The sequence below is a fragment of the Azospirillum oryzae genome, from assembly GCF_900177515.1.
GTDB classification, from domain to species: Bacteria; Pseudomonadota; Alphaproteobacteria; order Azospirillales; family Azospirillaceae; genus Azospirillum; species Azospirillum oryzae_A.
Genome location: NZ_FXAK01000005.1, coordinates 268,488 through 287,112, shown reverse-complemented (window position 1 = coordinate 287,112; position 18,625 = coordinate 268,488). Strand labels below are relative to the sequence as shown.

Genomic DNA, 18,625 nt, shown 5'->3' with positions numbered 1-18,625 from the left:
GGGCGGTATCATGACGGGGAAGGACATCCTCCCCGACCCCGCCGATGCGGAACGGGCCGAGCAGGCATGCCGTGAACTGGCGCGCCTGCTCGGCCTTGCCCACGATGTGCCGACCGACGCGCTGCTCCGGGCTTTCGCCGATCCGGAGCAGCGCGTCCTGTTGTCCCGGCCCGGGCAATCCGTCGCCGACATCGCCGCCCGGATCGAGCGGTTTTCCCTGGCGGCCGAGCCTGCCGGACCACCGCCTGCCGGCGCCACGCTGACGGCTGCGGTCGCGGGGTTCTGGGGTTGGGCACGCAGCGGCTTCGGCATCGTCGATGCCGACACGGCCGCGGGACGGCTGGCGGCATGCGGCGTCTGCCCCCGCTACCGTCCGGCACCGCAATCGATGCTCCACATGCTGGCCGCGACGGCGTTGCACCTGCCGATCGATGCGCGGGTCTGCAGCCATTGCGGCTGCTTCATGGAAAAGAAGGCCCGGCAGGCGTCCGCCGGCTGTCCGGAACCCGATCCGGATCGGCCGGGGCTGAGCCGCTGGGGCGATCCCCTCCGCCCGCCCGGGACGGCGGCCGGCAGGCAGGCGGCCGACTAAAGGTAACTCTGCTCGCCCCGGTGGCTCTCCCGCCGGCGGGCGAGCAGGGTCAGGGCCGCCACCACCAGCGCGAAGCACAGGGTCAGCAGCAGGTAGAAGGCCAGTGCGAGGCCCACGGTCATCGTGCCGATCAGCACCATGGCCAGTATCCAGACGCCCAGCGATACGATGGCGCGCGCCGACATGGGTTGTCTCCCGTACCCTATCCCGATCTGCCCGAAACCTTGAAGTTCGCCGCGGCCTTCTGGCCGTCTGTCCGGCGCCGCATTCCATCCCCATATCGACAGGGGAAATGGACCGATGCGCGCGCTCGCTGCAAAGCCTGCCATAACCGCCACCTATGCCGGGGCGTGGCATCCTGTCACTGCGCGGGCGCGCCGCACCGGTTCATGGCTAAACCGTTGGCGGCGCCCAGTACGCCGAACTGGTTCGCATGGTCAACAAGCCAGTTGACAGCAAGCGGCATCGACTTTACCTTTACGTAAACGTCAGGGAAGGGAGTGGGCAGCTTGGATCGGCTTTCGGTCAGCATGGGTTCGATGGAGGCGGGGGAGGGCGGCAGGCCGGACGGCCATGGCTGTGAACCGCGCCTTGCCATCGGCGAATTGGCCGGGGAGTTCGGTCTGACCCACCGCACCATCCGCCATTACGAGGATGAAGGACTGCTGTCTCCCGAGCGGATCGGCAGCGCCCGCGTGTACGGCCACCGCGACCGCGCCCGTCTGGCGCTGATCTGCCGGGGCAAGCGGCTGGGCTTCAGCCTGGCCGAGATCAAGGATTTCCTGAACCTCTACGACACCGACGACGCCCAGATCGAACAGATGCGCTACATGCGCACGATCGCGCGCCGCCGGATTTCCGCGCTTGAACAGCAGCTGGCCGACGTCAAACAGACGCTGGCGGAGCTGTGCACCATCGACACCCAGATCTCCGAGCATCTTCGCCGCAACGGCATCACGGAGACGCAGGACATGGAGGAGAAGCACTCATGAAGTCGGTCGTCATCGCCGGTTATGCCCGTTCGCCCTTCGCCTTCGCCCACAAGGGCGAGCTGACCAAGGTCCGCCCCGACGATCTGCTGGCCCGCGTCTTCGCGGCGCTGGTGGAGCGCACCGGCCTGAAGACCGATGACATCGAGGATGTGATCGTCGGCTGCTCCTTCCCCGAGGGCGAGCAGGGCCTGAACGTCGCCCGCAGCATCGCTTTCCTGGCCAAGCTGCCGCAGACCGCGGCGGCCACCACGGTGAACCGCTATTGCGGCTCCTCCATGCAGTCGATCCATCAGGCGGCGGGCGCCATCCAGATGGGCGCCGGCGAGGTCTTCATCTGCGGCGGTGTCGAATCGATGACCCGCGTGCCGATCATGGGCTTCAACCCGATGCCGAACCCGGCGCTGAAGGCCTCCTATCCGGAAGCCTACTGCTCCATGGGCATCACGGCGGAGAATGTCGCCCGCAAATACGCCGTTTCCCGTGCCGAGCAGGAAGCCCTTGCCGTCGCCTCCCACGCCAAGGCGGCGGAGGCCCAGGCCGCCGGCCGCATGGCCGACGAGATCGTCGGTATCCAGACCCCGGCCGGTCTGGTCGACAAGGACGGCTGCATCCGCCCCGGCACCACCGCCGAAGGGCTGTCGGGCCTGAAGCCGGCCTTCATCGCCGACGGCACGGTGACCGCCGGCACCTCCTCGCCGCTGACCGACGGCGCCGCCGCCGTGCTGGTGACGACCGAGGAATACGCCCGCGCCAACGGCCTGCCGATCCTGGCGAAGATCCGCTCGGTCGCCGTCGCCGGCTGCGCGCCGGAGCTGATGGGGCTGGGCCCGGTCCCGGCCACCCGCAAGGCGCTGGCCCGCGCCGGCCTGTCGATCAACGACATCGACATCATCGAGATCAACGAGGCCTTCTCGTCCCAGGCCATCGCCTGCATGCGCGATCTCGACATCGACCCGTCCCGCATCAACCCGGACGGCGGCGCACTGGCGCTCGGCCATCCGCTGGGGGCCACCGGCGCCCGCATCACCGGCAAGGCCGCGGCCCTGCTGAAGCGCGAAGGCAAGCAATTCGCGCTGGCCACCCAGTGCATCGGCGGCGGTCAGGGCATCGCCACCATCCTGGAAGCGGTCTGACGAACGGGATCGGGGAGGAAAAACCATGAAGATCGAACGCGCCGCCGTGATCGGTGCGGGCGTGATGGGCGCCGGCATCGCCGCCCATTTCGCCAACGCCGGCATCCCCTGCGTCCTGCTCGACATTCCGGCGAAGGAGGGCTCGGCCAAGGAAGGTGCCGACCGCAGCGCCATCGCCAAGGGTGCCGTGGCGAAGATGCTGAAGACCGACCCGGCCCCCTTCATGCATCCCAAGAACGCCAAGCTGATCACGCCCGGCAATCTCGAGGATGACCTGAACCTGCTGGCCGACGTCGACTGGATCGTCGAGGCCATCGTCGAGAACCCGGCGATCAAGGCCGACCTCTACAAGCGCATCGATCCGGTGCGCAAGGCGGGCTCGGTGGTGTCGTCCAACACCTCCACCATCCCGCTGGCGGTATTGACGGACGGCCAGAGCGAGCAGTTCCGTCGCGACTTCCTGATCACCCACTTCTTCAACCCGCCGCGCTACATGCGGCTGCTGGAGATCGTCGGCGGCGCCGACACCCGGGCCGACGCGCTGGCCGCCATCGCCGAGGTCTGCGACCGCCGGCTCGGCAAGGGTGTGGTCCACTGCAAGGACACGCCGGGCTTCATCGCCAACCGCATCGGCGTCTTCTGGATCCAGGCCGCGGTCAACGCCGCGGTCGATCTGGGGCTGACGGTGGAGGAGGCGGACGCCGTCGGCGGCCGTCCGATGGGCATCCCCAAGACCGGCGTCTTCGGCCTGATGGACCTCGTCGGGCTGGACCTGATGCCGCACATCGCCAAGAGTATGTCGGCCACCCTGCCGGCCAATGACGCCTATCGCGGCCAGATGCGCGAACACCCGGTCATCACCAAGATGATCGCGGAGGGCTATACCGGCCGCAAGGGCAAGGGCGGCTTTTACCGTATCAACAAGGCCGGCGGCGGCAAGGTGAAGGAGTCTGTCAACCTCCAGACCGGCGAGTACGCCCCGTCGCAGAAGGCGCGGCTGGACAGCGTGTCTGCCGCCGGCCGCGACCTGCGCAAGCTGTGCGAGCACCCGGACAAGGGCGGCCGCTTCGCCCGCCGCGTCCTGGCGCAGACTCTGGCCTACGCCGCCAGCCTGGTGCCGGAGATCGCCGACAGCATCGTGGCGGTCGATGAGGGCATGCGCCTCGGCTACAACTGGAAGCAGGGTCCGTTCGAGCTGATCGACCGGCTGGGCACCGAGTGGTTCGCCGAGCTGTGCCGCTCGGAAGGCATCCCGGTCCCGGCGCTGGTCGAGACGGCCGCGGGTCGCCCCTTCTACCGGGTGGAGGACGGCAAGCTCCAGCACCTGACGACCTCCGGCGTCTACGACACTGTGGTGCGTCCGGACGGCGTGCTGCTGCTGTCGGACATCAAGCGGGCAGCCGGCAAGCCGGTGTGGAAGAACGGCTCGGCCAGCCTGTGGGACATCGGCGACGGCGTGCTGTGCGTCGAGTTCACCAGCAAGATGAACGCGGTCGACGCCGACATCATGGCCGCCTACGAGAAGGCGATGCGCCTGATCGGCGACGGCAAGGGTGATTGGAAGGCGCTGGTCATCCACAACGAGGCCGACAATTTCTCGGTCGGCGCCAATCTGGGCCTCGCCCTGTTCGCGCTGAACATCGGCCTATGGCCGCAGATCGAGGAGATGGTGGAGGGCGGCCAGCGCACCTACCGTGCGCTGAAATACGCCCCCTTCCCGGTGGTGGCGGCGCCCAGCGGCATGGCATTGGGCGGCGGCTGCGAGATCCTGCTGCATTCCGACCATGTCCAGGCCCATGCCGAGACCTATGTCGGCCTCGTCGAGGTCGGCGTCGGCCTGATCCCGGCCTGGGGCGGCTGCACCGAGATGCTGGCCCGCCATCAGACCAATCCGAAGGCGCCGCGCGGCCCGATGCCCGGCATCGCCAAGGCCTTCGAGATCATCAGCACCGCCACCGTCGCCAAGTCGGCGGCCGAGGCCAAGGAGCTGCTGTATTTCCGCGCCACCGACGGCATCACCATGAACCGCGACCGCCTGCTGGCCGACGCCAAGTCCAAGGCGCTGGAACTGGCGGAGACCTACACCCCGCCGGAGAAGACCACGGCCTACGTCCTGCCCGGTCCCAGCGCCAAGGCGGCGATGGAACTGGCGGTGGAAGGCTTCGCCTTGCAGGGCAAGGTCACGCCGCACGACAAGGTGGTCTGCGCCGCGCTGGCCGAGGTGCTGAGCGGCGGCGAGGAGGCAGACATCTCCAAGCCGGTCGGCGAGGACCTTGTCCTGCGGCTGGAGCGCGAGGCGTTCATGGGGCTGGTGCGCACCGGCGGCACCATCGACCGGATCGAGCACATGCTGCTCACCGGCAAGCCGCTGCGGAACTGAGGGGGAGGAACGAGAGATGCCGATCTACAAGGCTCCGCTTGAGGATGTGCGCTTCGTCCTGGACGAGATCGTCGGCCTGGACAAGCTGTCGGCCCTGCCGGGCTACGAGGACGCCACGCCGGAACTCGTCGGTCAGGTGCTGGAGGAAGGCGCCAAGCTGTGCGAGGAGGTTCTATTCCCGCTGAACCAGTCCGGCGACGGCGAGGGCTGCCGGTTCGAGAATGGCGAGGTCCGCACGCCCAAGGGCTTCAAGGAGGCGTACGACACCTACATCGCCGCCGGCTGGCAGGGTCTGGCCTGCGACCCGGCCTATGGCGGGCAGGGGCTGCCGAAGCTGGTCAACATCATGCTGGAGGAGTTCATCTGCTCCGCCAACCTCAGCTTCGGCATGTATCCCGGCCTGTCGCTCGGCGCCTACAACGCGCTGGCGATGTATGGCTCCGACGAGTTGAAGCAGCGTTTCCTGCCCAAGCTGGTCGACGGCACCTGGTCCGGCACCATGTGCCTGACCGAGCCGCATTGCGGCACCGACCTCGGCATCATCCGCACCAAGGCGGTGCCGGACGGCGAGGGTGCCTACAAGATCACCGGCACCAAGATCTTCATCTCGGCCGGCGAGCATGACCTGACCGAGAACATCTTGCATCTGGTGCTGGCCCGCCTGCCGGACGCGCCGGCCGGGACGCGCGGCATCAGCCTGTTCCTGGTGCCGAAGTTCATGCCGAAGGAAGACGGCACGCCGGGGGCGCGCAATGGCGTCGCCTGCGGCTCCATCGAGCACAAGATGGGCATCAAGGCGTCGTCCACCTGCGTGATGAACTTCGAGGATGCCACCGGCTGGCTGGTGGGCGAGCCGCACAAGGGCATGCGCGCCATGTTCGTGATGATGAACGCGGCCCGTCTGGCCGTGGGCATCCAGGGGCTGGGGCTGGCCGAGGTGTCCTACCAGAACGCCGTCAACTACGCCCGCGAGCGGCTCCAGGGCCGGTCGCTGTCGGGGGTGAAGGCGCCGGACAAGCCGGCCGACCCGATCATCGTCCATCCGGACGTGCGCAAGAACCTGCTGACGGCCCGCGCCTACGGCGAAGGCGCCCGCGCGCTGGGCGCGCTGGTCGCCTATCACCTGGACGTGGCGGAGAAGCACGCCGACGCCCGGACCCGCCGCGACGCCGACGAGTTCGTCCAGCTGATGACGCCGATCGTCAAGGCGCTGTTCACCGACATCGGCTTCGAGTCGGCCAACATCGCCGTGCAGGTTCATGGCGGCCACGGTTTCATCTGGGAGACCGGCGTCGAGCAGTATGTCCGCGATGCCCGCATCTGCCAGATCTACGAGGGCACCAACGGCATCCAGGCGCTCGACCTCGTCGGCCGCAAGCTGCCGCAGGACATGGGCCGGCTGCTCCGCCACTTCTTCCATCCCGTCGGCCGCGACATCGAGGCGGCGATGGAGAAGGACGAGTTGGGCGAGTTCGTGATGCCGCTGGCCAAGGCGTTCGCCAAGCTGCAGCAGGCCACCGCCCTGATCGCCCAGAAGGGCCTGAAGGATCCGGAGGAGGCCGGTGCCGCCGCCAGCGATTACCTGCGCCTGTTCGGTCTGGTGGCGCTGGGCTGGAGCTGGCTGACCATGGTGGAGAAGGCGCAGGCCAAGCTCGCGGCCGGGGAGGGCAATGCCGCCTTCTATGAGGCCAAGATCAAGACCGCCCGCTTCTATATGACCAAGCTGCTGCCGCAGACGAACAGCCTGTTCATCACCATCGCCGCCGGCGCCAAGCCGCTGATGGAACTGGAAGAGGCCGCGTTCTAACAAGTCGGTCGATCCGCGTCCTTTCGTCCTCCGGGGCGTGCGACTACAACGCCGGTGCGGTGCCCGAAAACGGCACCGGCCGGCGCTTTTTTTATATATTTCAAGATCCAGCGGCGCATTCGCACATTGATCTAAAATTGTCATAGCGCTTTAGAAATATCACTCCTGGGAAGTGTTGCCCCTATCCGCTAGGCCGTCGGAGCGGTGACAAAAGTTAATTTCCGGTTGTCGCCTCTCGTCCCTGCGTGTTACATCTCAATAGAGATTACGTTCGGCCGGTGCCTGCTATATCCTTTGGATTTTAGGGAATATGCGGGTGGCGACAGCCCCCTCCTTTTCTCAAGCCCTTGGGGCGTCTTTCGGAGGGGCAGGCATGGTTCGGGAGTTTGAGCGATGAAGATCCTGATCGGTGATGATCACGTCCTGTTCCGGGAAGGTCTTCGCCGTCTGCTTGAGCAGCTTCGCGATAATGCTACCTTTGCGGAGGCTAGCAATTTCGACGAGCTTCTGGATATGGCGGCGTCGAAGGACGAGGCCTATGACCTTGTTCTGACCGACCTGCGCATGCCCGGCTGGCCCGGCTTCTCAGGCATCGGCATGCTGCGCGATCGGCAGCCGAACGCGAAGGTCGTGGTCGTGTCGGCGTCGGAGGCACAGGCCGACGTGCGGGAGGCGCTGGAGAACGGTGCCGCCGGTTACATCCCGAAATCCTCCAGCGTGAAGATCATGCTGAGCGCGCTCGACCTGATCTTCTCCGGCGGCGTCTATGTGCCGGCGACGGTCCTGCGCGAGGGGGTGGAGCCCGACCAGCGTGGCGCGGGCGGCGTGATCCCGCCGACCGATCCGCAGTTGGAGCAGTTGCTGACCCAGCGTCAGCGCGAGGTGCTGGACCGTCTGCGCGAAGGCAAGTCGAACAAGCAGATCGCCCACGAGTTGGGCCTGTCCGAAGGAACGGTGAAGATCCACATGACGGCGATCTTCAAGTCGCTGGGCGTGCGCAACCGCACCCAGGCGGCGATGGCCTTCCCGCAGTCGCATTCGGCCTGACGCCGCTCTTCCCGAGCAAAATGAAAGGACCCGCCGGAGCGCTCCGGCGGGTCCTTTCGCGTTTCAGGCGGCGCGGCTTGCCTCACCCCCTGCTCTCATCCCATGCCGGCGACATAGCCCCGCAGCGATTCGACCTCCAACTCGGCGTCGTCGATGCGGGCCTTCACCACGTCGCCGATGCTGATCACGCCGACGACCCGGCCGGACTCGACGATGGGCACATGGCGGATGCGCCGCTGGGTCATCACCGCCATCATGTCGGCGACGGTATCGGTGGGGGTGGCGGTGATCAGTTCCCGCGTCATCAGGTCGGCCGCCGGGCGATCCAGCGCGGCTGCACCGTCGCGGGCGACGGCACGCACGATGTCGCGTTCCGACAGGATGCCGACCGGCAGCCCGTCGTCATTCGTCACCAGCACGGCGCCGATCCGGTGCTCGGTCAGCAGACGGGTGACGGCGGCCACGGTATCGTCCGGCGCGGCGGAGACGATCCGGTTGCCCTTGCGCTTCAAGACGGCTGCAACATGCATGGCTGTACGGCCTCCCTTCCGTTGACCCCTATAGGAGAATCATGGGGATAACCGTACAATCCGCAAGGCTGACGGCAAAAAGAAAAAGACGGCCTCCCCCGGATGGGGAAGGCCGTCCTTCCGATTGCCGGGATTGCTCCCGAATCGGGCCTTAGAAGCGGTAGCCGACGCCGACGCCGACCAGCCACGGGTCCAGCGTGACCTTCGAGGTGACCGGCAGCGCGCCGTTGACGGTCGCGGTGACGTCGGTCTTCAGGAAGATCTTCTTGACGTCGAGGTTCAGCGACCAGTTGCCGGTCAGGGCAACGTCGACACCGGCCTGCAGGGCCCAGCCGAAGCGGTTCTTGTACTCGACGTCGGTGATGCGCAGACCGGCCGAGTTCGGGTTGTTGGCCGAATCCTCGTTGTAGAACAGGGTGTAGTTGATGCCGGCGCCGACATACGGGCTGATGCGCTCCTTCGGCATGAAGTGGTACTGCACCGTCAGGGTCGGCGGCAGCAGGGAGACCTTGCCGACTTCGATGCCGCTGCCCAGCGCCGGCAGCAGGTTGCCGCGGACCTTGTGACGGCTGGTGCCGGCGATCAGCTCGGCGGCGATGTTGTCGGTGAAGAAGTAGGAGAAGTCGACTTCGGGGATGTAGTCGTTGCCGACCTTGGCCGAGCCGATGTCACCCAGCGCGCTGTTGTTCAGGGTGCCCTTTTCCTGCGGCAGCACGGCCAGGCCGCGCGCACGGATGACGATGTCGCCGGCCGACTTGCCCTTGAAGTCCTGAGCGAGCGACGGGGAAGCAATGGCGACGAGGGCCGAGGTCGCCAGCAGGGCGGCGGCGGCGCGCGACAGGATGGTCATGGGGTCTGCTCCAGGCAATGCGTTGTTGCTGTTCTGTGGCATCAGCCGATGGAGCTATTACCAGACACCGTGTAAGGGTACTAGGGGGTGTACAACCGATCAACGTCTCATGCAGCAGCTTTGCAACAGTGACGAGTTGTCGCATGGACAAGGAAATCAAGGACTTGGTTTGATTGTCTGCTGCGGAATCAGCGCCATGCAGTTCTGGACGATGGCATAGCATTGACCAAGTCGCGTGGACCCGCCGCTGGCGCCGCCATATACGACGCGCTCGACCACGCCGTTTCTCAAACTGAAAGTTGCTTCACAGTCGAAGCTGTTGACTTCATAACCATAAGACGGCCAGCCATAGCCGTAACCGTAGCTGGGCCATCCCCAGCCGCCATAATAGCCGAGCGGTGGCGTGCTGGGGTAGGAGACGATGCGGGAACTGCGGTAGGTGAAGAACTCCCGGTTGTCGACGGTCGCCTGCCGTTCCGGCACCCCGGCGCAGGACAGCAGCGTCGCCTTGGGCATACCGATCAGAGCGGTCTGCGCCACCAGCGCCTCGTCCGCCGCGGGGTTGGCGCAGCCGCCGAGCGCCGCGGCGGCTGCGAGTGCCGCAACGCCGAGAGCCTTCCTCGCCATCCGCCCTTGTGATGCCAGACGCACAGACATCGCACGCCTCCTTCGCCCGACAGCCAAAGCCCGTCTATCGTTTCCTCGCCGGCGACAGGTCCGACTCGGTCACGCCCAGCGCCCGCACATCCTCCGGCAGGCCGCGGCCGGTGGCGAGCCCCGCCGCCGTCCGGCCCATGGCCGGGGCGGTCTGGATGCCGTAGCCGCCCTGGCCAGCCAGCCAGAAGAACCCCTCCGCATCCGGCGCGAACCCCACCACCGGCACCTTGTCGGCGACGAAGCTGCGCAGGCCGGCCCAGCGGTGGGCCAATCTCCGAACGGTGAAGCGCGACGCTTGTTCCAGCCGCTCCACCGTGACGGCGACGTCGATGTCCTCCGGCTGCACGTCGCAGGGCTCGACCGGTGTCTGGTCGGCGGGGGAGGCCAGCAGCCGGCCGGCATCCGGCTTCACATAGAAGGTCTCGGCGACGTCCGACACCATCGGCCAGCCGTCCAGCCCGGTCTTGTCGGCGGGATCCCCGAACACCGGATCGAAGGTGATGGCGGTGCGCCGCTTCGGCACCAGCCCGACGGTGGCGACCCCGGCCAGCTTCGCCAGTTCGTCCGCCCAGGCCCCGGCGGCATTCACCACCACCGGTGCGGCAAAGCGGCCGGCGCCGGTCTCCGCCACCCACAGCCCGTCCTGCCGGGTGAGCGCCCGCACCTCGGCATCCGTCACCACCCGGCCGCCGCGCGCCTTCAACCCGCGCAGATAGCCCTGGTGCAGGGCGTGCACGTCGATGTCGCGGGCATCCGGCTCCCACACCCCGCCGGCCACATAATCCGGGCGCAGGAAGGGGGCGCGGGCCAGAACCTGTTCGCGGTCGTACCGCTCCACCGAGGGGGTGAGCCGCCGGCCCTGCTCGTACTCGGCATCCAGCCGGTCGATCTCGTCCTCGCGCCCGATGATCATCACGCCGCGCGGGGTCAGCATCGCGTGCTCGGTAAAGCCGGCGGGCGGGTTGGTGTAGAAATCCCAGCTCGCCACCGTCAGGGCACGGATCGGCGCCGGGCCGTAGGTCTGGGTGTAGAGCGCCGCCGAACGGCCGGTCGAGTGATAGCCGGGCTGCGATTCGCGTTCCAGCACCAGCACCCGGCCCTGTGCGGCCAGCTCATAGGCGGCGGACGCCCCGGCGATGCCGGCCCCGACCACCAGAAAATCGACGCGCTCCACTCGTCCCGCTCCTCTTGCATTCTTATGGGCCGCCTAAGGCGTGGCAGCGCTTTGGTTCGGCATGTGATCCGGCAGGGCCACCATTTCAAGGATCAGCTTCTGCCGCAGCGCGGTGACGAAGCTGTCCTTGTCCATGGCGCTCTTCACGAAGCTGCCCGGCCCGCCGATCACGCTCTCGTCGAAATACTCCTCCAGCCAGGGGAATTCGTCGAGGATGGCGAGGCCGTTGACGATGATTCCGCGCTTCGTCACCCGGTCGCGGGCGTCGGCCGGATCGATTCCGCTGTTGGAAAAGCCGTTGGAAACCAGGTCGATCACCTGCCGCGGGGCCTTGCCGCCATGGTCGAACAGCTTCGCCGCCTCGATGATGGCGCTGCCGAGCGCCGTCGAGTCGCCCTGGAAGCCGCGGGGCAGGGCGTCGATCCGGTCGGCGAAGCGCCCAGCGTCCTCCGGCTTGTCCAGCAGGGTCCAGGGAATCAGCACCCGCAGGTTGTTCGGCCCCGAATAGGCCGCCAGCGTCACCCGCGTCCCGGCCGAAGCCAGCGCGTCGGCCACCGCCGGGTCGCGGAAGGCGGCGGCATGGCCCTGCAACTGGAACTCCAGATCGCCGGTGGTGATGGAGGCCGAGCCGTCGAGCGCCAGCACCAGCGCCACCCCGGCCGTCTTCTCCGGCGTTTTCTGGGGCGTTTTCTCGGGCGGCGTGGCCAGCACCTCGCCGCACAGCGCCAGCAGGAGGACCATCACGGCGATCACGGCACGCAGCATTCTTATCGGCACTCCGGTCTTATTGGTACTTTGGCGGCCGCACGCCCTCCTCACGCGTTGGAAAGAGCATGGCGCACCACCTTCACCATCACCGACGGCAGGGCATGGTCGCTCAGCCGGTCGATCGGCACCCAGGTGCCGTCGGCCTGCCGCCAGTCTGTCCCGGCCTGCGCCGCGACCACCTCAAGCTCCAGGTGAAAATGGGTGAATGTATGGCGGACCAGGCCGGGCAACCGGCGCCAGCGGGCGGGCAGGGGCTGCTGCGCCGCCACCGCCGCCTCGCCGGGCAACTCATGTCCCCAGGATGTCGAGGGCACCTCGGCCATGCCGCCCAGCAGCCCTTCCTCCGCCCGGCGGCGCAGCAGGACGGCGCCGTCGGGGTTCAGCAGCCAATAGGCGACGCCGCGCCGGGTCGGCTTCTCCGGCTTGGCGGCCTTGCGCGGCAGGCTCTCGGCGATGCCGGCGGCGCGTGCCTCGCAATAATCCGCCCATGGGCACAGCATGCATTTCGGCTTGCGCGGGGTGCAGATGGTGGCGCCGAGGTCCATCATCGCCTGGGCATAGTCGCCGGGGCGGAACTCCGGGGTCAGGGTGGCGGCCAGCCGGCGCAGGCTCGGCTTGGCATTGGGCAGCGGCTCCTCCACCGCGAAGATGCGGGCGATCACCCGCTCGACATTGCCGTCCACCACGGTGGCCTTGCGGCCGAAGGCGATGGCGGTGATGGCGGCGGCGGTGTAGGTGCCGATGCCCGGCAACTCCAGCAGCGCCGCCTCGTTGTCCGGGAAGCGACCGCCATGCTCATCCGCCACCACGCGGGCGCATTTGTGCAGGTTGCGCGCCCGCGCGTAGTAGCCGAGCCCGGCCCAGGCCACCAGCAGATCGTCCAGCGGCGCATCCGCCAGATCGCGCACGGTCGGCCAACGTTCGGTGAAATTGCGGAAATAGGGGGCCGCGGCGGGGACGGTCGTCTGCTGCAGCATGATCTCCGACAGCCAGACCCGGTAGGGGTCGGCGGTCTCGTCCGGCTTGGCGCGCCAGGGCAGGTCGCGGCGGTGGCGGTCGTACCAGGACAGCAGCCGCTGGGCGGCCTCGATGGAATCTGGAATCATGATGGGAAGAAATAGAGGGTTGGAAGCGTCTGGGGAAGGGAGCCGGTCAGGTGCCCGGTCGGATGCTGGGCATCGGCCCACGCTTGCGCTAGGGTGCCGGCATCCCACATGACCCGGAACCGGTGCCTCAGCCGGGACCGCACAGGAGTGATCGCAGAGCATGACCGGACCGCGTCGCATCGGCCAATCCGTTCCGGAGGTCGCCGGAAAGGTGCTGGGCAAGCGCGGGCTTGCCTTCGGCGCGCTGATCACCGACTGGCCGTCCATCGTCGGCCACCAGCTGTCTCTGCGCACCGCCCCCGACAAGCTCAGCTTCCCACGCGGCAAGCGCGAGGAGGCCACCCTGCACATCCGCGCCATGGGCGCCATCGCGCTGGAACTGCAGCATCTGGAACCGCAGATCATCGAGCGCATCAACAGCTTCTTCGGTTATCGCGCGGTGGCGAAGATCAAGCTGATCCACGCCGCCCTGCCGTCCACCCCGTCGCCGGTGGTGCGCCCGCGCGCCCTGACGATGGACGAGGAGATCGGCATCACCACCACCACCGCGACCATCGAGGACGAGGAACTGCGCGCCACCCTGGAACGCTTCGGCCGCTCGCTGATGGCGCGGCCGAAGCGGGCGGCGCGCTAGCCGGCCTGCTGGACGCGCCGGGGCCTGATTGTCTATACGTCAACATCTGGTAGGAACGAGGGCAAAGTGAACCGCAAAATTTTGGGACGCAGGGACTTCGGACTGGCCGGCCTTCTGGCCATCGGCTTCACCGCCGCCGTCGGCACCGCCGTGACGGCTTCGTCGGCCGCCCGCGCCGCCGCCACCCTGCCGCCGGTGTCGGAGATGATGGCCGACCGCGTCATGGGCGACGCCAAGGCGCCGGTGACGATCCTCGACTATTCGTCGATGACCTGCCCGCACTGCGCCCATTTCCACACCGACATCCTGCCGAAGATCAAGGAAGCCTACATCGACACCGGCAAGGTGAAGCTGATCTTCCGCGACTTCCCCTTCGACCAGGCGGCGCTCAGCGCCAGCATGCTGGCCCACTGTGCGCCGGCCGAGCGCTACTATCCGCTGACCGACGTGCTGTTCAAGAGCCAGTCGACCTGGAGCCGCGCCGCCGACCCGACCAAGGCGCTGGCCCAGTACGGCAAGCTGGCCGGCATGAGCCAGGAGACCATCGACGCCTGCTTCGCCAGCAAGGAGCTGGCCGACGCCATCCTGAACAGCCGCCTGACCGGCCAGAACCAGTACAAGGTCGAAGCCACCCCCACCTTCATCCTCAACGACGGCAAGGCCCGCATCGAAGGCGCCCAGTCGTTCGAGGAGTTCTCCAAGGCGATCGATAAGCTGTTGAAGTAAGCGCCAGTGTTTTGCCCCCACCCTAACCCTCCCCCGCTGGGCGGGGGAGGGGATTGGCGCTTGTTCGGAAAGGCGGCGGCAGTCCCTCCCCCGCCCAGCGGGGGAGGTTAGGTGGGGGCATTCGAAGCCCGCACCTCTTCAAAGCCCAGCTCAAAGCCCAAGTACACCAAAGGTTCTTCCCCAGTGCAGTTCACGCGTCTCCGCCTGTCGGGTTTCAAGTCTTTCGTCGATGCCACCGATCTGGTCATCGAACCCGGCATGACCGGCATCGTCGGTCCCAACGGCTGCGGCAAGTCCAATCTGGTGGAGGCGCTGCGCTGGGTGATGGGGGAGACGTCGGCCAAGCGCATGCGCGGCGACGACATGGACGACGTCATCTTCGGCGGCACCTCCAGCCGGCCGGCCCGCAATCTGGGCGAGGTGACGCTGGCGGTCGACAACCGGTCGCGCACCGCGCCGGCCGGCTTCAACGAGCATGACGAGCTGGAGATCACCCGCCGGATCGAGCGCGGCTCCGGCTCCGACTACCGCATCAACGGCAAGCTGGTGCGGGCGCGCGACGTCCAGCTGCTGTTCGCCGACAACGCGTCGGGAGCCGGTTCGCCGGCGCTGGTCAGCCAGGGCAAGGTGGCGCAGATCATCTCCGCCAAGCCGCAGGACCGCCGCGCCCTGCTGGAGGAGGCCGCCGGCATCACCGGCCTGCACTCCCGCCGACACGAGGCCGAATTGCGACTGAAGGCGGCGGAGACCAACCTGACCCGCCTCGACGACGTGATCGGGGCGATGGACACCCAGCTGCAGAGCCTGAAGAAGCAGGCGCGGCAGGCGGCCCGCTACCGCAATCTTTCCGACCAGATCCGCAAGGCGGAAGCCGTGCTGTGGCACCTGCGCTGGCTCGCCGCCCAGGAGGAGCGCACCCGCGCCCATGCAGCCTTCGCCACCGCCGAGGCCGAGGTGCGCGACCGCATGCTGGCCGTCAATCAGCTGACCGCCCGCCGCACCGAGGCCGCCGCCGGCCTGCCCGAAAAGCGCCAGGACGAGGCGCGGGCCGCGTCCGCCCTACAACGGCTGGTGATCGCCCGCGAACAGCTCGACGCCGAGGAAAAACGCGTCGCCGACCAGCATCGCACTCTGGAGGCCCGGCTGCGCCAGATCGCCGGCGATCTCGGCCGCGAGGAGGCGCTGGCCGCCGACGCCGGCGAGGCGCTGGCCCGGCTGGTGGCCGAACGCGACCGCCTGATCGAAGCGCAGGCCGACGAGGAGATGCTGGAGGAAGCCGCGGCCGACGCTCTGGCCGAGGCGCGCGAACAGGTCGATGCGCTCGACCGCGAACTGACCCGGCTGACCGAAGCCGTCGCCACCGACGAGGCCCGCCGCGCCGCCACCCAGCGTCAGGCCGCCGAGCTGGAAACCCGCGCCGCCGGCCTCGCCAAGCGGCTGGCCGAGCAGCAGGCCCAGCGCGCCGCCCTGGAGGCGGAGATCGCCGCCCGCGCCGACCTGTCGGAGGCCGAACTGGCGGTCGAACTGGCCGAACAGCGGCTGGAGCAGGCCCGCGACGCCGCCGAGGCCGCCGAACAGGCGAAGGCGGAGGCCGAGCCGGCCCAGTCCCGCGCCCGCGAGGCGCTGTCCGCCGCCGATAGCGCCCGCGCCAAACTGCGCGCCGAGGAACGGGCTTTGGCCGAACTGCTGGAGGCCGGGGCGGGAGGGCAGTTTCCGCCGCTGGTCGATGCGGTGACGGTGTCGCCCGGCTATGAGGGGGCGCTCGCCGCCGCGCTCGGCGATGCGCTGACCGCTCCGCTGGACATGGCGGCGCCGGTGCATTGGCGTATGCTGCCTGCTTACGAATTCGTGGCGCCGCTGCCGGCTGGTGCCGAACCGCTGTCGAACCATGTGCAGGGCCCGCCGGCCGCCGGCCGCGCGCTCGCCCACATCGGGGTGGTCGCCGATGCCGGGGCGGGGGTGGCGCTGGCGGCGACGCTGGCGCCGGGGCAGGTGCTGGTCAGCCGCGACGGCGGGGCGTGGCGCTGGGACGGGCTGACCGTGCAGGCCGGCGCCCCGACCGCCGCCGCCATCCGGCTGAAGCAGCGCAACCGGCTGGCCGAACTGCGCGGCGAATTGGAGCTTGCCGAGGAACAGGTCGAGTTGGCGCGCGAAGCGCTCGACGCTGCCAAGCTGGCGGTGGAGGCGGCGGCCCAGGCCGACCGGCGTGCCCGCGACGCCGTGCGCGAGGGCTTCGCCGCGCTGAACGCCGCGCGCGACCGTCACGCCAAGCTGGCTCGCGAGGCCGACGCCGCATCCTCCCGCCTCGCCGCCCTGGTGGAGGCGGTGGAACGGCTTGCCGCCGACGAGCGCGAGGCCGCTGCCCGCCGGGACGAGGCGCTGGAACTGCTGGAGTCGCTGCCCGACCCGCGCGAAGGACGGGAGCGGGTGAACGACCAGCGCGCCGCGCTGGCCGAACGCCGTGCGGTTCTGGCCGAACGGCAGAACGCGCTGGATCGCCTGACCCGCGAGGCGCAGGCGCGGCGCCAGCGTCTGGCCGCCATCCAGTCCGAAACCGCCTCCTGGGACACCCGCTCGGCGGGGGCCGGCGGGCGTGTGGCGGAACTGCGCCAGCGCGCGGAGGAGGCGGAGGGCGAGATCGCCGCGCTGTCCGGCCGCCCGGCCGGGATCGCGGCGGAGCGGCAGGAGCTTCTCGACCGCATCGCCCTGGCCGAGCGGGATCGCAAGCGCGCCGCCGACGCACTGGCGGAGGCCGAGTCCCGGCTGGCCGGCACCGAACAATCGCTGCACGACGCCGAAGCGGCGCTGGCCGACGGGCGCGAGGCCCGCGCCCGTGCCGAGGCCGCCGTTTCGGCCGCCCAGCAGCAGGAACGCACTCTGACGGAGCGCATCGCCGAACGGCTGGATTGCCGGCCGGAGGACACGCGCGCCGCCGCCGACCTCGACCCCGCCGAACCGATGCCCGACGCGACGGCGGTGGAGGCCAGGCTCGACAAGCTGACCCGCGAGCGCGAGAACATGGGGCCGGTCAATCTGCGCGCCGAGATCGAGGCGGAGGAGTTGGAGACCCAGATCACCGGCCTGCATGGCGAGCGCGAGGATCTGACCGCCGCCATCGCCCGCCTGCGCCAGGGCATTTCCAGCCTGAACCGCGAGGCGCGCGAGCGTCTGGTCGCCAGCTTCGACGTGGTGAACCGCGATTTCCAGGAGCTGTTCACCCGCCTGTTCGGCGGCGGCAAGGCCTATCTGGAGTTGGTCAACGCCGAGGATCCGCTGAATGCCGGCCTGGAGATCTACGCCAGCCCGCCGGGCAAGAAGCTGCAGGTTCTCTCGCTGCTGTCGGGCGGCGAGCAGGCGTTGACGGCGCTGTCGCTGCTGTTCGCCGTCTTCCGCTCCAACCCGGCGCCGATCTGCGTGCTGGACGAGGTCGACGCCCCGCTGGACGAGGCGAATGTCGGCCGCTTCTGCGATCTGGTGGAGGACATCGCGCGCCAGGGCGACACCCGCTTCCTCATCATCACCCACCACCGCCTGACCATGGCGCGGGTGGACCGCCTGTTCGGCGTGACGATGGTGGAACGCGGAGTGTCGCAGCTGGTCAGCGTCGATCTCAGCCACGCCGAGGAATTGCGCGGGGTGGCCTGAGGCTCCTTGCCCCCTCCCGCCACGGAAAGCGGAAGGGGGCGAGGGGGATGCTTACGCCGCGACCGGCATCCGACCGTCGCGCGCGCGCATCAGCAGCCAGACCGCCGACACGCCCAGCAGCTTCGACGCGAAGCTGGCGGCCCAGACGGCGGGGTCCCAGACGTCCAGCATGCCGAAGAAGATGGCGGTGTCGACCGGCACCGACAGGGCGGCGCTGATCCACAGCCGGTCGCGCAGCGGACGGCGGGTGATGGTGAAGACCGCCCAGTCGATCATCTCCGACACCGCGAAGGCAACGACGCTGGCGGTGGCGACGAACGGATCGGTCAGCAGATAGGACAGCACGGTGCCGCCCAGCATGGCGGCGAGCGCCCAGTGGCCGAAGCGCACCTGTACCATGTCGCGCAGGATGAAGATCAGGCCGGCCCAGCAGGACCAGACCAGATCCAGGTGCGGAAACAGGCTGAAGGCGTAGTTGATGGCAAGAATGCTGCCGATATAGGCGGCGAGCCAGAGCATGGCGATGTTCCTCCGAGAGCGGACCCGCGGCAATACGGGCGCTGATGACCGGAGCCGACCCCGCG

The 18,625-nt window shown here is 68.6% G+C and carries 17 protein-coding genes; 9 read left to right on the top strand and 8 right to left on the bottom strand.

What is annotated here, in order from left to right; all coding sequences use genetic code 11:
• Window positions 1–10 precede the first annotated feature (10 nt).
• Window positions 11–592, top strand: a complete 582-nt coding sequence (locus B9N97_RS09800) for a hypothetical protein (RefSeq protein ID WP_085085812.1) — start codon at window positions 11–13, stop codon at window positions 590–592.
• Here the strand turns inward: B9N97_RS09800 and B9N97_RS09795 are convergent.
• A complete protein-coding gene (locus B9N97_RS09795) occupies window positions 589–777 on the bottom strand; it encodes a hypothetical protein (RefSeq protein ID WP_085085810.1) in 189 nt (62 codons plus the stop codon). The genes B9N97_RS09800 and B9N97_RS09795 overlap by 4 nt on opposite strands.
• Before the next feature lie 324 nt (window positions 778–1,101).
• Here B9N97_RS09795 and B9N97_RS09790 point away from each other — a divergent pair, with 324 nt between their 5' ends.
• The 5 genes from B9N97_RS09790 to B9N97_RS09770 all read left to right on the top strand — a co-directional run bounded on the left by B9N97_RS09790 (window position 1,102) and on the right by B9N97_RS09770 (window position 7,951).
• Window positions 1,102–1,584 carry a MerR family transcriptional regulator gene (locus tag B9N97_RS09790; RefSeq protein WP_085085808.1) on the top strand — a complete coding sequence of 161 codons (483 nt, stop codon included), beginning with the start codon at window positions 1,102–1,104 and terminating at the stop codon, window positions 1,582–1,584.
• Window positions 1,581–2,717 (top strand): thiolase family protein, encoded by a 1,137-nt coding sequence (locus B9N97_RS09785; protein ID WP_085085806.1) that lies wholly within the window; start codon window positions 1,581–1,583, stop codon window positions 2,715–2,717. Before B9N97_RS09790 ends, B9N97_RS09785 begins: the two co-directional genes overlap by 4 nt.
• 25 nt (window positions 2,718–2,742) lie before the next feature.
• Window positions 2,743–5,097 carry a 3-hydroxyacyl-CoA dehydrogenase/enoyl-CoA hydratase family protein gene (locus B9N97_RS09780; protein ID WP_085085804.1) on the top strand — a complete coding sequence of 785 codons (2,355 nt, stop codon included), beginning with the start codon at window positions 2,743–2,745 and terminating at the stop codon, window positions 5,095–5,097.
• A gap of 16 nt (window positions 5,098–5,113) precedes the next feature.
• Window positions 5,114–6,904, top strand: coding sequence for an acyl-CoA dehydrogenase C-terminal domain-containing protein (locus B9N97_RS09775; RefSeq protein WP_085085803.1), 1,791 nt, complete (start codon window positions 5,114–5,116; stop codon window positions 6,902–6,904).
• Between the two features lie 393 nt (window positions 6,905–7,297).
• Entirely contained in the window at window positions 7,298–7,951 is a 654-nt protein-coding gene (locus B9N97_RS09770; protein WP_085085802.1) for a response regulator, read from the top strand.
• A 95-nt stretch (window positions 7,952–8,046) separates the two neighbouring features.
• Here the strand turns inward: B9N97_RS09770 and B9N97_RS09765 are convergent, their stop codons facing one another.
• The 6 genes from B9N97_RS09765 to mutY all read right to left on the bottom strand — a co-directional run bounded on the left by B9N97_RS09765 (window position 8,047) and on the right by mutY (window position 13,036).
• A complete protein-coding gene (locus B9N97_RS09765; protein ID WP_085085800.1) occupies window positions 8,047–8,481 on the bottom strand; it encodes a CBS domain-containing protein in 435 nt (144 codons plus the stop codon).
• A gap of 151 nt (window positions 8,482–8,632) precedes the next feature.
• Window positions 8,633–9,331 carry an OmpW/AlkL family protein gene (locus B9N97_RS09760; protein WP_244560639.1) on the bottom strand — a complete coding sequence of 233 codons (699 nt, stop codon included), beginning with the start codon at window positions 9,329–9,331 and terminating at the stop codon, window positions 8,633–8,635.
• A gap of 156 nt (window positions 9,332–9,487) precedes the next feature.
• On the bottom strand, window positions 9,488–9,988 hold the full coding sequence (locus B9N97_RS09755) for a hypothetical protein (RefSeq protein WP_244560638.1): 501 nt from the start codon (window positions 9,986–9,988) through the stop codon (window positions 9,488–9,490).
• A 34-nt stretch (window positions 9,989–10,022) separates the two neighbouring features.
• Complete coding sequence (locus B9N97_RS09750) at window positions 10,023–11,162, bottom strand: NAD(P)/FAD-dependent oxidoreductase (protein WP_085085794.1); 1,140 nt, start codon at window positions 11,160–11,162, stop codon at window positions 10,023–10,025.
• Window positions 11,163–11,195: 33 nt separating this feature from the next.
• On the bottom strand, window positions 11,196–11,927 hold the full coding sequence (locus B9N97_RS09745) for a DUF1194 domain-containing protein (RefSeq protein ID WP_085085792.1): 732 nt from the start codon (window positions 11,925–11,927) through the stop codon (window positions 11,196–11,198).
• Between the two features lie 50 nt (window positions 11,928–11,977).
• Window positions 11,978–13,036 (bottom strand): A/G-specific adenine glycosylase, encoded by a 1,059-nt coding sequence (gene mutY, locus B9N97_RS09740; protein WP_085085790.1) that lies wholly within the window; start codon window positions 13,034–13,036, stop codon window positions 11,978–11,980.
• A gap of 160 nt (window positions 13,037–13,196) precedes the next feature.
• Between mutY and B9N97_RS09735 the strand changes: the two genes are divergently transcribed.
• The 3 genes from B9N97_RS09735 to smc all read left to right on the top strand — a co-directional run bounded on the left by B9N97_RS09735 (window position 13,197) and on the right by smc (window position 18,041).
• Window positions 13,197–13,670, top strand: coding sequence for a DUF721 domain-containing protein (locus B9N97_RS09735; protein WP_085085788.1), 474 nt, complete (start codon window positions 13,197–13,199; stop codon window positions 13,668–13,670).
• A gap of 66 nt (window positions 13,671–13,736) precedes the next feature.
• Window positions 13,737–14,396 carry a DsbA family protein gene (locus B9N97_RS09730; RefSeq protein ID WP_085085786.1) on the top strand — a complete coding sequence of 220 codons (660 nt, stop codon included), beginning with the start codon at window positions 13,737–13,739 and terminating at the stop codon, window positions 14,394–14,396.
• 183 nt (window positions 14,397–14,579) lie between these two features.
• Window positions 14,580–18,041: a chromosome segregation protein SMC gene (smc, locus tag B9N97_RS09725; RefSeq protein ID WP_085085784.1), complete on the top strand. Its 3,462-nt coding sequence runs from the start codon at window positions 14,580–14,582 to the stop codon at window positions 18,039–18,041.
• Window positions 18,042–18,092: 51 nt separating this feature from the next.
• Here the strand turns inward: smc and B9N97_RS09720 are convergent, their stop codons facing one another.
• Window positions 18,093–18,560 (bottom strand): preQ0 transporter, encoded by a 468-nt coding sequence (locus B9N97_RS09720; protein WP_085085782.1) that lies wholly within the window; start codon window positions 18,558–18,560, stop codon window positions 18,093–18,095.
• Window positions 18,561–18,625 lie beyond the last annotated feature (65 nt).

Coding starts and splice junctions, on each gene's coding strand:
- mutY (WP_085085790.1), bottom strand. CDS start 13,036: ATGATTCCAGATTCCATCGAGGCCGCCCAGCGGCTGCTGTCCTGGTAC.
- B9N97_RS09775 (WP_085085803.1), top strand. CDS start 5,114: ATGCCGATCTACAAGGCTCCGCTTGAGGATGTGCGCTTCGTCCTGGAC.
- B9N97_RS09785 (WP_085085806.1), top strand. CDS start 1,581: ATGAAGTCGGTCGTCATCGCCGGTTATGCCCGTTCGCCCTTCGCCTTC.
- B9N97_RS09795 (WP_085085810.1), bottom strand. CDS start 777: ATGTCGGCGCGCGCCATCGTATCGCTGGGCGTCTGGATACTGGCCATG.
- B9N97_RS09755 (WP_244560638.1), bottom strand. CDS start 9,988: ATGTCTGTGCGTCTGGCATCACAAGGGCGGATGGCGAGGAAGGCTCTC.
- B9N97_RS09800 (WP_085085812.1), top strand. CDS start 11: ATGACGGGGAAGGACATCCTCCCCGACCCCGCCGATGCGGAACGGGCC.
- B9N97_RS09760 (WP_244560639.1), bottom strand. CDS start 9,331: ATGACCATCCTGTCGCGCGCCGCCGCCGCCCTGCTGGCGACCTCGGCC.
- B9N97_RS09765 (WP_085085800.1), bottom strand. CDS start 8,481: ATGCATGTTGCAGCCGTCTTGAAGCGCAAGGGCAACCGGATCGTCTCC.
- B9N97_RS09720 (WP_085085782.1), bottom strand. CDS start 18,560: ATGCTCTGGCTCGCCGCCTATATCGGCAGCATTCTTGCCATCAACTAC.
- B9N97_RS09770 (WP_085085802.1), top strand. CDS start 7,298: ATGAAGATCCTGATCGGTGATGATCACGTCCTGTTCCGGGAAGGTCTT.
- B9N97_RS09780 (WP_085085804.1), top strand. CDS start 2,743: ATGAAGATCGAACGCGCCGCCGTGATCGGTGCGGGCGTGATGGGCGCC.
- B9N97_RS09745 (WP_085085792.1), bottom strand. CDS start 11,927: ATGCTGCGTGCCGTGATCGCCGTGATGGTCCTCCTGCTGGCGCTGTGC.
- B9N97_RS09735 (WP_085085788.1), top strand. CDS start 13,197: ATGACCGGACCGCGTCGCATCGGCCAATCCGTTCCGGAGGTCGCCGGA.